The organism is Pseudomonas sivasensis, assembly GCF_013778505.1.
Lineage (GTDB): Bacteria > Pseudomonadota > Gammaproteobacteria > Pseudomonadales > Pseudomonadaceae > Aquipseudomonas > Aquipseudomonas sivasensis.
This window is the reverse complement of sequence record NZ_JAAOWU010000002.1, coordinates 171,372-183,810: the sequence shown is the minus strand read 5'-3', so window position 1 is coordinate 183,810 and position 12,439 is coordinate 171,372. Positions and strand designations below refer to the sequence as shown.

Annotated in this window: 10 protein-coding genes; 2 read left to right on the top strand and 8 right to left on the bottom strand. The window is 61.4% G+C overall.

Features of this window, described 5'->3' with window-relative positions; translation table 11 throughout:
* The first annotated feature begins 16 nt into the window (after positions 1-16).
* Positions 17-313 (top strand): winged helix-turn-helix domain-containing protein, encoded by a 297-nt coding sequence (locus G9Q84_RS04350; protein WP_032884042.1) that lies wholly within the window; start codon positions 17-19, stop codon positions 311-313.
* Between the two features lie 104 nt (positions 314-417).
* Here G9Q84_RS04350 and G9Q84_RS04345 read toward each other — a convergent pair whose 3' ends face one another.
* Positions 418-870 (bottom strand): GNAT family N-acetyltransferase, encoded by a 453-nt coding sequence (locus G9Q84_RS04345; RefSeq protein WP_095185098.1) that lies wholly within the window; start codon positions 868-870, stop codon positions 418-420.
* A gap of 201 nt (positions 871-1,071) precedes the next feature.
* Between G9Q84_RS04345 and G9Q84_RS04340 the strand changes: the two genes are divergently transcribed.
* A complete protein-coding gene (locus tag G9Q84_RS04340; RefSeq protein WP_032884040.1) occupies positions 1,072-1,809 on the top strand; it encodes a substrate-binding periplasmic protein in 738 nt (245 codons plus the stop codon).
* 109 nt (positions 1,810-1,918) lie between these two features.
* On the opposite strand, the gene yccS is transcribed toward G9Q84_RS04340, so the two are convergent.
* From yccS to G9Q84_RS04305, 7 genes are all read right to left on the bottom strand, one after another.
* The gene (gene yccS, locus G9Q84_RS04335) at positions 1,919-4,102 is read right to left on the bottom strand and encodes a YccS family putative transporter (RefSeq protein ID WP_032884039.1); all 2,184 of its coding nucleotides are present in this window, start codon (positions 4,100-4,102) and stop codon (positions 1,919-1,921) included.
* Positions 4,103-4,322: 220 nt separating this feature from the next.
* The gene (locus G9Q84_RS04330) at positions 4,323-5,501 is read right to left on the bottom strand and encodes a BaiN/RdsA family NAD(P)/FAD-dependent oxidoreductase (RefSeq protein WP_181642947.1); all 1,179 of its coding nucleotides are present in this window, start codon (positions 5,499-5,501) and stop codon (positions 4,323-4,325) included.
* Positions 5,502-5,659: 158 nt separating this feature from the next.
* The gene (dbpA, locus tag G9Q84_RS04325; protein ID WP_233897098.1) at positions 5,660-6,997 is read right to left on the bottom strand and encodes an ATP-dependent RNA helicase DbpA; all 1,338 of its coding nucleotides are present in this window, start codon (positions 6,995-6,997) and stop codon (positions 5,660-5,662) included.
* Between the two features lie 130 nt (positions 6,998-7,127).
* Complete coding sequence (gene mdtD / locus G9Q84_RS04320) at positions 7,128-8,555, bottom strand: multidrug transporter subunit MdtD (RefSeq protein WP_032884036.1); 1,428 nt, start codon at positions 8,553-8,555, stop codon at positions 7,128-7,130.
* Positions 8,556-8,590: 35 nt separating this feature from the next.
* Positions 8,591-9,481 carry an alpha/beta fold hydrolase gene (locus G9Q84_RS04315; protein WP_032884035.1) on the bottom strand — a complete coding sequence of 297 codons (891 nt, stop codon included), beginning with the start codon at positions 9,479-9,481 and terminating at the stop codon, positions 8,591-8,593.
* A 183-nt stretch (positions 9,482-9,664) separates the two neighbouring features.
* Complete coding sequence (locus tag G9Q84_RS04310) at positions 9,665-10,981, bottom strand: TldD/PmbA family protein (protein ID WP_122756298.1); 1,317 nt, start codon at positions 10,979-10,981, stop codon at positions 9,665-9,667.
* The gene (locus G9Q84_RS04305) at positions 10,981-12,423 is read right to left on the bottom strand and encodes a TldD/PmbA family protein (protein WP_181642946.1); all 1,443 of its coding nucleotides are present in this window, start codon (positions 12,421-12,423) and stop codon (positions 10,981-10,983) included. The genes G9Q84_RS04310 and G9Q84_RS04305 overlap by 1 nt, the downstream gene beginning before the upstream one ends.
* Between the last annotated feature and the right edge of the window lie 16 nt (positions 12,424-12,439).

Below are 12,439 nucleotides of genomic sequence, written 5' to 3'. Positions count from 1 at the left end.
CACAAGGCGACTGACCATGGATGTGAGCAAGACCAAAAGCAGCTTCTACCGCCGCCTGTACGTGGCGTACCTGATCGACAGCGGGCTCGCCAGCAGTGTGCCGGCGCTGACCGACGTCACCGGTATGCCCCGGCGAACGGCGCAGGACACGATTGCGGCGTTGGCAGACCTGGATATCGTGTGTGAATTCGAACAGGAAGACGGCGCCCGCAACCATGCAGGGCACTATCGGATTCGCGACTGGGGCGCGATTGATCGGGGGTGGATCGAGGTGAATCTCGACCAGATCAAGCGGGTTCTGGGTTATCCCTGAGTTTGGCGGTGGCTGGTCTGGCGCTATCGGGAGCAAGCCCCCTCCCACATTTGAATGTATTCACACATTCAAATGTGGGAGGGGGCTTGCCCCCGATGGCGGCCTTAAGCGCGCCGCATACCAATATGTGGAATGTCATCCTCCAGGTATTCCTCACCCGCCACCACAAACCCATACCGCCCGTAATAGCCCTGCAAATGCGCCTGGGCTGACAGGAAGATCGGCGTCTCAGGCCAGGTCTCCTCAATCTGCTTGAGAGTTTCTTCCATCATCTCGTGCCCCAGCCCGGTACCCCGTGCCGCCGGTGCGACGATCACCCGACCGATAACCACATCGCCACCTTGGGATTCCGGATCCAGCAGGCGCAGGTAGGCCATCAGTTCATCGTCTTTCCAAGCCATCAGGTGGTGGGTATCACCCGTCAGATCCTGCCCGTCGATGTCCTGATAAACGCACTTCTGCTCGACAACGAAAACCTCGCAGCGCAAGCGCAGGATGGCGTATAGCTGCTCCTTGCCCAGGTCGGTGTGATGTTTGCAGACCCAATCGACTGTCATGGTGTGTTCTCACGTAAATGTCTGTTTTGGATAGTAGGCGCGACGGGCTTCGGTGTCTAAATCAACTATTTTTGTGAATGAAATCAATTTGCCACTATTGAGTGCAGGCGGCGGCCGTTTCTTTGTGTAATCTGAGCTAATGTTAGAACCTCAGGCGCAGCCTGAGCTAAGGCCACCGCCTGTCCGCCAAGGATTTTGAGCATGCCGCGATTCTCTCGTGCCGTTGCTTTGATTGGAGTGTTGCTGCTGGCAACGCCTGCATGTGCACAGCGCCTGCGCCTGGTCGCGGATGCCTGGCCGCCCTTTACCGATGCCACGCTGATCAACGGGGGCTTGGCCACTGATATTGTCAGCACGGCCTTGGCGCGCGCGGGCTATGCCAGCGATTTCGAGCAGGTGCCCTGGGCTCGCGCGCTGATGGGCGTGGGTGACGGGCGCTATGACGTGCTGGTCAACGCCTGGTACGACGACGCGCGTACGCACTTGGGGCAATTCTCCGGCGAATACCTGCTCAACCGCGTGCGTTTTATCAAGCGCCGTGACGACCCCATCGAGTTTCAGAACCTGCAGCAACTGCACGACTATCCCATCGCGGTGGTACGTGGTTATGCGTATTCAGCGGCGTTCGATGGGGATGCGCAGTTGCAGAAAGTGCCTGTGCATAACTTCGCCATGGCCGTGCGCATGCTGGCGGCGCAGCGGGTGCGGCTGACGGTGGAGGATGAATATGTGGCGCGCTTTTACCTGGCACGGGAGTCGGCCCGGGTGCGTAATACGGTGGAGTTCCTGCCACAGCCGCTGAGTGAAAACAGCCTGCATATTCTGGTGAGCCTGAAGAACCCTGAGCACGCGCAGATTGTGGCGAGCTTTGACCGGGAGATTGCCAAGATGAAGGTCGATGGCAGTTATGCGCGGTTGATGAAGGCCCATGGCATGTAGTGCCTGTGCGGGCCTCATCGGGAGCACGTCGAATCGTCGCACCGCCCCTCCCACATTTGGACCGTGTGAATCCGATCAAGTGTGGGAGGGGCTTGCCCCCGATAGCGGCCTAAGCCGCGCTGGTATCTTTGATCAGGTGCGCCGCCAAGGTGCGCAAAGGCCCCAACTGCCGGCAAATCAAGGCCAACTGTGTCTGCACCAATCGCTGCCCTTCATCAATCTCATCCGGCATCTGCTCCAAGTCCGCCGCCAGGGCTTCCTCGGCGTCGCTTTGGATCGCAATGGGTTGCTTGTTGGCCAAACCAGTCGCGATTTCATCGATGCTCGCAGCGAGGGTTTTACCCGCGCCGTCGATCAGATGCTCGCGCACCTCAGCCGGCAATGGCGTATCGCGGTGGGCTCCTAGGCCTGACAAGTAGCTGAGCAAGGTGTGGGACAACACCAGGAAACGGAAGCCCACATCCGCCTCCTTACGGAAATGCCCCGGCTCCATCAACATGTTCGCCAGCGTGGTGGACAGCGCCGCATCGGCGTTGTGCGCGTTGCGGCGGGCCAGGCGATAGGCCAGGTCGTCGCTTTTGCCGGCGGCGTATTGCTGCATGATCTGGCGCAGGTAGATGCTGTTGCAGGTCAGGGTGTTGGCCAGCACTTTGTTCAGGCGACGGCCTTGCCAGTCCGGCAGGAACAGGAACACGGCCAGGCCGGCGATTAAACTGCCGAGCAAGGTATCGAACAGCCGTGGCAAAAACAGCCCGTAGCCATCCCCCACCTGGTTAAAGCAGAACAGCACCATCAGGGTGATTGCTGCCGTGGCCAGGGTGTAGCGGGTGGTGCGGTTGATAAAGAACACCAGGCCGGCAGCGATGGCGAACATCGATTGCACCAAGGGGCTTGGGAACAGGTCGAACAGCGCCCAGGCCACGGTGAGGCCGATAGCGGTGCCGATGATCCGCTGGCCGAGCTTGCGCCGCGTCGCACCGTAGTTGGGCTGGCACACAAACAGGGTGGTGAGGATGATCCAATAACCTTGGGAGGCGTGGATGGCATGCAAGGTGCCGTAGCCGATGGTCAGCGCCAGTGACAGGCGCAACGCGTGTCGGAACAGCAGCGACGTCGGCGTGAGTTGGGTGCGCAGGCGCGTCCACATTTCTTTGAGGTTGCGCGGCGCGCGGTCCAACAGGTTGCTGTCGGTGGCGTCGGCCAGGGCGTCGGGGTTGCTCGCGTCGCCGAGCAGGCGGTCAAGGGTGGACAGGTTGGCCGCCAGGGCGCGCAGCGAACGCAGCAGGCCGCGCCAGGCCGGGTTGCTCTGGATGCGCAAGTGTTCCAGGGAGGCGTTCAGGTCGCTCAGGGCTTCGGCGAAGCTGTCGTCATAGATGAACGGTTGGCGCAGTTGGATCGACTCGGCCAGGGCCTGGCAGGCCTTGCCTTGTTGGCGCAGCAAGCGCTGACAGCGGAACAGCACATCGCTGTGGAAGAACGCATCGGCCAGGGCGTTGTAAGGGTAGTGGGATGAGCTGGCGCGTTCGTGGATGTCCTGGGCCAGGAAATACAGCTTGAGGTAGCGACTGACCTTCGACCCCGGTCGGCCATTGCCCACGCGGTGCAGGATGATTTCTTTCGCGGCATTCAGCGCGGCCACCACCCGGCCATTTTGCTGGGCAAGTTCCAGGCGGCGCGCCTCCACATCCAACTGGCGGATTGGTTCAAACAGCGACGACTTGAGCTTGAGGTAGCGCCCCAACTCGCGGAACAGCCGCGCCAGGCTCTGCTGCACCGGCTGGTTGGAAAACAGCGCCTGCCACAGCACCGACAACGCGCCGTACCAGGCCGCACCGGCCACCAGCAGCAACGGCTCATGCCAGAAATCACTGACGGCGCCGCCGCGCTGGTCCACGCCGATCATGGTGTAGACCGACAGGATTAACGTGGCCGACGCAATCGCGCCATAGCGTTCGCCCAGCGCCCCGAGCATCGTCAGGCCGAACGTCGCCAGGGCCAGGGAGATGGCGAAAATCCAGGGGTAAGGGAACAGCAATTCCACCGACAGCGCGGCGATGCTGAAGCACACCAGCGTTACTGCCAGGGCATTGAGGCGGCCCTGCCAACTGTCGTCGGTCTCAGCCAGGGCGCTGGCGATAATCCCCAGGAACAGCGGGATCAGCAGCGTCATTTCATCCTGATACCAGCACAGCGCCATGCTGCCGGTGAGGGCGATGAATACCCGAATGCTGTAACTGAATTTATCCAGCGCCCACAGGCGCCGCATAGACTGCTTGAACGAGGTCGATGACATGAAGTCGTGAGTCTTCCGGGACGATGCCGTTAAATTGAGCCATCAGTGACGCCACGGCAAGGGTGGTGATCACATCTGACAACAAATTATTCGCAGGCACACCTCAAATCAAAATGTGGGAGGGGGCTTGCCCCCGATTGCAGTGTGTCAGCCAGAATATCGGTGACTGATGCACCGCTATCGGGGGCAAGCTCCCTCCCACATTTTTTACTGCGTCGTGTCAAACAAACTGCGCGGCCGCGTAACCGGAAGCCCACGCCCACTGGAAGTTAAACCCGCCCAGATGGCCGGTCACGTCCAGCACTTCCCCAATAAAGTACAAGCCAGGGCTTTTCAGCGATTCCATGGTTTTGGACGACACTTCCCGCGTGTCCACCCCACCCAACGTCACCTCGGCGGTGCGATAGCCCTCGGTGCCCGCCGGCACCAGCTGCCAGCTCCCCAGCTTCTGCGCGATGTCGGCAATTTCGGCGTGGGTGTACTGCTTCATCGGCTTGGACGCAAACCAGGTGTCCGCCAGCAGGTTGGCCATCTTCTTGGTGAAGATCTCACCCAGCAGGGTTTTCAGCTCGCTGTTGGGGCGCTCGACCTGTTGCTGTTGCAGCCAGGTGTGGGCGTCTTGGTCGGGCAGCAGGTTGATTTCCACGGTGTCGCCGGATTCCCAATAGGAGGAAATCTGCAAGATCGCCGGACCGCTCAGGCCACGGTGGGTAAATAGAATGTTCTCGCGAAAGCTCTGGTCGTTGCAGCTGACCAGACAGTCCACGGAGGTGCCGGACAACTCGCCGCACAAGTCCTTGAGCTGATCAGTGATGGTGAACGGCACCAGCCCGGCGCGGGTTGGCAGCAGTTCGTGACCGAATTGCTTGGCCACTTGATAACCAAAACCGGTGGCGCCCAGGGTCGGAATCGACAAGCCGCCGGTGGCGATCACCAGGGATTCGCAGCGCAACTCACCCAGCGTGGTTTGCAACTGGTAGCCGCCGTCGACCTTGGCAATCTCCTGGATCGACGTGTCCAAGTGCATGCTCACGCCGGTCTGGATGCATTCGTCGAGCAGCATGCCGAGGATGTCGCTGGACTTGTTATCGCAGAACAACTGGCCCAGCTTCTTCTCGTGATATGGCACGCCGTGCTTGTCCACCAGCCCGATAAAGTCCCACTGGGTGTAGCGGGCCAGGGCGGATTTGCAGAAGTGCGCGTTGTGCGAGAGGAAGTTGGCCGGCTCGGTGTACATATTGGTGAAATTGCAGCGGCCACCGCCGGACATCAGGATCTTCTTGCCGGCCTTGTTCGCATGGTCGATCAGCATCACCTTGCGCCCGCGCCCGGCGGCGGTCAGTGCGCACATCAAGCCTGCGGCGCCGGCGCCAATGATCACAACTTCGGTCGAGCGCAAAACGGTGTCCTCATACAAATTCTGATTTGGAATGCAGTTAATGTGGGAGGGGGCTTACCCCCGATAGCGGCGGTTCAGTCACAGCTATATTGACTGACACTCCGCTATCGGGGGCAAGCCCCCTCCCACATTGGATCTCCATTGGTGCGGAGATGGTGTTACAGGATCCGAACGCGCAACGAACGGCCTTTGATCTTGCCGTCATTCAAACGCTGCAACGCTTGCTTGGCGATTCCGCGCTCAACAGCCACAAAGGCCTGGAAGTCAAAGATCGCGATCTTGCCGACCTGGGCGCCCGGGATGCCGGCTTCGCCGGTCAGTGCGCCGAGGATGTCGCCCGGACGTACTTTGTCTTTACGGCCTGCGGCGATGCACAGGGTGCTCATCACCGGCAGCAACGGACCGCCGCTTTGCGGCTTGAGGTTGTCCAGTTGGTCCCAGTTCAGCGGCGACTTCTGCAGTTGCTCGATGGCCTGGGCGCGGTGCGCTTCGGACGGCGCCACCAGGCTGATTGCGATGCCGGTCTCGCCCGCACGACCGGTACGGCCGACGCGGTGGATATGGATTTCCGAGTCGCGGGCCAGTTCGACGTTGATCACCATGTCCAGCGCGTCAATGTCCAGGCCACGGGCGGCGACGTCGGTGGCGACCAGCACCGAGGTGCTGCGGTTGGCGAACATCGCCAGCACCTGGTCACGGTCGCGCTGTTCCAGGTCGCCATGCAGGCCAACGGCGGAAATGCCCTTGGACGTCAGGTGGTCGACGGTTTCCTGTACTTGCTGCTTGGTGAAGCAGAACGCCACGCAGGAAGCCGGGCGGAAATGCGCCAGCACCTTGGTCACGGCGTCCATGCGTTCTTCCGGGGAGATCTCGTAGAAACGCTGCTCGATCTGGTCGTCGGAGTGGAACGCTTCGGCTTTCACTTGCTGCGGCGCGCGCATGAACTTCGAGGCCAACTGCTTGATGCTCACCGGGTAGGTGGCCGAGAACAGCAGGGTTTGGCGGCGTGGTGGGGTCTTGCTGATGATGTCTTCGATCGCGTCGTAGAAGCCCATGTCGAGCATGCGGTCGGCTTCGTCGAGGATCAGGGTGTTCAAGCCGTCCAGCACCAGCGAACCTTTGCGCAGGTGTTGCTGGATGCGGCCCGGGGTGCCGACGATCACGTGGGCGCCGTGCTCAAGGGAGGCGATCTGCGGACCGAGGGACACGCCGCCGCACAGGGTCAGGACCTTGATGTTGTCTTCGGCGCGGGCCAGGCGACGGATTTCCTTGGCGACCTGGTCGGCCAGTTCACGCGTCGGGCACATCACCAGCGCCTGGCAGCCGAAGTAGCGCGGGTTGATCGGGTTCAACAGGCCGATACCGAATGCAGCGGTCTTGCCGCTGCCGGTCTTGGCCTGGGCAATCAGGTCCAGCCCTTTGAGGATCACCGGCAAGCTTTGCGCCTGGATCTGCGTCATCTCGACATAACCCAGCGAGTCGAGGTTAGCCAGCATGGCGGCGGACAGGGGCAAAGTATTAAAAGCGGTGGCGATGGTAGTCACGGGACTGGCTCTGCAAAACAAAATGTCGCGCAGTGTACCAGCCCTGTGGGAATTTCCCCGCAAGTTCTAGACGAGACGCCGCTTAATGCTCGATATGTTGGTCCGGGTTGACCACCCGTTTGCCGTCTGTTGGCGACAGTTGCAGGAAGATCGCCGCCGCCAGCATCGCCATGATGCCCACGGTGAGGAAGGTCAACTGGAAGGCGCCCAACACACTTTCCACGCCATCATTGCCCGATTCGGCAGTGAAGCCGCCGAGCAGCGCACCGGCGCAGGCCACGCCCAGGCTCAGAGACAGTTGCGCCACCACCGAAAGCAAACTGTTGCCGCTGCTGGCCTGAGCGTCGTCGAGGTCGATCAGGGTCACGGTGTTCATCGCGGTGAATTGCAAGGAGTTGATCGCCCCCAGCACCGCGAGCATGCCCAGCAGCAAAGGGTAGGGCGTCTGTTCCGTAACCAGACCCATGCTGGCGAGCATCATCCCCAGCGCCAGGGTATTGCCGGTGAGCACGATGCGATAACCCAGGCGCTCGATCAACGGACGCGCTACGGACTTGGCAAACATCGCCGCCGCCGCCAGGGGCAGCATGCTCATGCCGGCTTGCGATGGCGAATAACCCAGCGCTACCTGCAACAACAGCGGCACCAGGAACGGCAGCGCGCCGCTGCCCAAGCGGGCGAACAGGTTGCCCAGAATGCCCACCGCAAACGTGCGCGTCTTGAACAGCACCGGCGAGAACAGCGCATTGTCGATATGCCCGGCCCGCAGCCAATACGCCGCCAGGCACGCCAGCCCGCCGAACAGCAGCAACATCACCCGCAGGTGCGGAAGATGCAGTTCGCCCAGGCCTTCCATAGCGATGGTGATCAACACCATCGCCGCGCCGAACAGCAAAAAGCCGAGGCCATCAAAGCGTGTGCGCTCGCTGCCGCGCAGGTCGGGGATGAATTTCCACACGGCGTAGCAGCCGATCATGCCCACCGGCAGGTTGATCAGGAAGATCCAGTGCCAGGTCAGGTATTGCACCATCCAGCCGCCCATGGTTGGGCCGAGCAATGGGCCGAGCAGGCCAGGAATGGTGATGAAGCCCATGATCCGCACGAGCTCGGAGCGCGGGTAAGCGCGGAGAACGACCAGCCTTCCGACCGGCAGCATCAGCGCGCCGCCCAAGCCTTGGATCACCCGCGCACCCACCAGCATGGTCAGGCTGCTGGACAAGGCGCACAGCAAGGAGCCGATGCTGAACAGCATGATCGCGCCAAAGAAGATTTTCTTAGTGCCGAAGCGGTCGGCAATCCAGCCGGACGCCGGGATCAGCAGGGCGACGGTGAGCATGTAGGCGATCACCACACCTTGCATACGCAGCGGGTTCTCGGCGAGGTCCCGCGCCATTGCCGGCAGCGCCGTATTCAGAATCGTCCCGTCCAGCGACTGCATGAAGAAGGCAATCGCCACCACCCAGGGGAGCCAGCGGGCGGTCTTGTCATCGAGCGGGACGCGATTCGGCATGGGAACCCTTTTGTTAGCAGGCTATGTGTTGGCGATTATGCGCCATTCGTCGCGCTTTTTCCCACTGGCGGTTCGTCTAAGTCCGACAACACCGCGTGCTCGCCCACCAAAAAATTCAGCAGCGCGCGGTGCACCGATAACGCGGCCTCGCGGGACTCCAGATCAAGCAAATGACCGGTGTGCTCGGCCACTGCAAAGCTGCTGCGGGCCACGTAATGCTTGAACAGCTGGGCTTCGGCGGCCGGGGTGTATTCGTCCAGGGCGCCGTTGAGGAAATGCACCGGCGTTTCAATCTGCCGCAGTGCTGGCAGGTAGTTGCCGTCGCCCAGGCCGAGTACCTGATGGATATGGAAGCGCGCCTGGCGGTACTCGGTGGTGGCCATGGTCGACAGGTGACGGTGGTTATTTCGTTTGAGCCGGGGCGAGAGGTATTTGCCGACCGTCTCGTTGAGCAAGTGGCCGACAGCGGATTTGTCATCGGCCTCGATCAGCACACGCACGCGCTCCACGTAGTCGAGCATGGGTTGGTTGAGGTTGGGCGCCAGGGCCATCACCACCGAGCTTTCGATGGACGGCGGGTTGTGCGCGAGGGTCAGCAGCGTGGAGATGCCACCCCAGGAGGCCGATACCAGGTGGTTGACCTCGAAGCGTTCCACCAGGGCGCGCAGCATCTGCACTTCGTCGTCTTTGGTCACTAGGTCCAGGTCGGTGTTGTGCTCGCGGGAATAGCCGGAGAATGGCAAATCGAAGAGCAGCACATTGAAATGCTCGGCCAGGCATTTGCTGGTGCGGGCGAAGGAGCGGGTGGTGGAGAGCGCGCCATTGACCATCAGTACCGTTTTCTTTTGCGGGTCGTGACCCAGTTGCTCCATGTGAACGTTGTAGTGTTTGAACAGCTTTTGTATGACGAAACTTCCATGGTTCATCGCAGTACTTCCAGTATGTGGCGGTATGCCACTAGCTGTTATAGCGAGGTTTTTTGCAGGCGACAACAGGCCGCCCGTGCAAACGGACAGGAAGAGAATTTACGGTAGGAAGGGCCGAAACCGGGATGTCTGAAATCAGCACAAAACACTGTGGGAGGGGCTCCTCCCACAGGCATTTGATGTTTAGAGAGTCAGGGTCAGGCGTTTTACCAAGGCCCCCGGCAACAGGTTGGATGCAGTGTTGCGCTGTCCGTAGGTGCTGGCCGACAGTAGCAACTCGCGCTCAGCGGTGAGGGCTTCCAACTGCGAGCCGAGCAGGCTGTAGACGCTGTCATCAAACCGCATGGTGCTGACCGGCGCTTTGATCTCGCCGTCTTCCACCCAGAACGTGGCGAAGCGCGTCATGCCGGTGAGGCGGGCGGCGGGCAGGTCTGAATAGTTCAGGTACCACAGGTTGCTGATGTACAGCCCGGTGCCGAGTTGTTTGAGGATGTCAGCTTCGGCCAGGCTGCCCGCTGCCATCTGCAAGGCACTGGGGGATTCGTCGCTGCTGGCGCCGTTGGTGCTGAGACCATATTCGGCGGCACTGCGCGAGTTAACCAGTTGGCCTTCGGCCTTGCCCGCGTTGATCAGCGTGACATCGCCGCGCGGGTAGCCCTCGCTGGAAAACGCCTGGCTCAGGGAGCCGCTGACGTGTTCGTTCACTGTTACCAGCGGGCTGAGGTGTTGCTCGCCCGCGTACAGCTTTTGCAGTGAGCTGCCTTTGCTGGCGATGGCCTGTGCGGAGAAACCACCCCAAGTGATGATGCTGATGATTTCTTCCAGCGCCGCCGGGGCGAGGTAGGCGCGATACTGCCCGGGCGCCAGGGTGTGCAACGGTCGACCGAGGAACTCAAGCTGGTTGCGGGCCTGTTCCAAGCGGCGGGCAAACTCGGCGCTGTCCCAGGTGTGCCCGGCATAGTTGGCCTTTACCGCTTCGCCGTTGGCATGGAACAGGCTGAAGTCGAAGTTGAAGCTATTGGCCTGGTGCCAGCCGAATGCCCCATCGGAACTGGCAAAGCCACGGCTGATCGGCCCGGCGGCGTAGATGCCGACCAAGTCCACGCCGTCAGTGGCCTGGCTGATGTCCTCCAGCACGAGGGCCAGGTCGGGCAACGGCTGGGCCTGTTCGTTGTGGCTGTGCCAGGCATCGTGGTTGAGCAACAGATACGGGTCATGGGGCAGCAACGGCAAGGTTTCGCGCAGTTGTTGCAGGCCATCGGCGAGGCGCTGGCGGTCCAGCTCAGGCGTGCCGGCCAGGGTGATAGCGAGGTCGGCGTGGCGGCCATCGTTGATCAGTTTCAGGTTGAGGCTGGCCTGTTGCACTTGTCCGGCCTGGCGCACCTTGGCGTGGTTGAACCGCACGAACTCGGACGCCTCGGCCGCATAGCTCAGGTGAAATTGTTCCTTTTCGGTGATGGCCTGCTTGAGCCACTCCACCAATGCCTTGAAGGTATTCATCAGGCATCTCCCCCAAATACGTCAATGTTGCTGAACACACACGCGGGTGAGGCGTGGCCGACACGGATCACCTGGTTGGGTTCGCCCTTGCCGCAGTTCGGCGTGCCCAGCACCTTGGTGGTGCTGGCGTCACCCACGGCGCTGAGCTTGCGCCAGAACTGCGCGGAAATAGCTCGGTAGTTGGGATTCTTCACCACGCCCTTGAGCTCACCGTTTTCAATCAACTGGCCCCATTCGCAGCCGAACTGGAATTTGTTGCGCGCATCGTCGATGGACCATGAACGGTTGGTCGACATCAGGATGCCGTTTTCGATGCCGCCAATCAGTTGCGCCAGGCTCTTGTCGCCGGCTTCGATATTCAGGTTGGCCATGCGGTCGATCGGCGCGCGGTTCCAACTGCTGGCGCGGCTGTTGGCTACGCCGCTCATGCCGGATCGAAATTGCGACAGTGCCCCACCCAGCGGCTTGATCAACAGCCCTTCGCGTATCAGGAATTGCTTGCTGGCGGCGGTGCCGTCGTCGTCATGGCTGTAGCTGGCGAGCTGCTCGGGAATGTTCGGGTCGAACGTCACATTGAGCAGCTTGGAGCCGTATTGCAGGTGGCCAAAGTCGCTGGCCTTCACAAAACTGGTGCCGGCGTAGTTGCGCTCGTCGCCGAGAATACGGTCCAGTTCCAGCGGGTGGCCGATGGACTCGTGGATCTGCAGGATCATCTGGTCAGGCATCAGCAGCAGGTCGCGCGGGCCTTGGGGCGTGTTCGGCGCCAGCAGCAGTTGCAGGGCTTCGTCGGCAATGCGCGGGGCCGCGCCGACCAGGCCGAAACGGTTGATCACCTCAAACCCGCCTTGCTGGCCAAAGTTGCTGCCGCCGAGGGTGCGGGTCTGGCTGTCGTTGCCGTCAAAGGCTGTAACGTTGACGCCAGGGAACACAAAACGCTGGGCCTGGCGCAGCTCGGCGCCGGCAGTATTGAGGTAGATCTGCTCGACGTGGGTCAGACCCAGGCTGACGTCCCAACTGACCAGGCGCTCGTCCTTGGGCACGGCGGCCGATTCGTCGCCAAGCAGGTGATAGCAGTCACTTAGGGACGGGAAGGCTTGGTCGAGGTCAGGCGACAGATAGTCGGCGATGTCGCTGGAGACGTGTTGGTCGCGCACATCCAGCAGGGCGTGAGGCTTGATCTGCCGGGCTTGCTGTTCGGCGCGCTCAAGGGCGGCTTGCAGGCCGGCAAGGGAAATGTCGTTGGTCGCGGCGTAGGCTTCGACACCGTCGAGACGCACGGTGAGCATGGCGCCTTCGTCGTTGCTCAAGTGTGGCGGTTCGGCGACGTTCTTGCGCACCGACAGGTACTGGCCGGATTCGCGAACGTAGCGTAGGGAGAAGAAATCGGCGGTAGTGCGCAGGGCACTGAAATGCCGTTTGAGTGTGGCGTGGTGTTCGAACATGGGGCCTTCCTTGTGG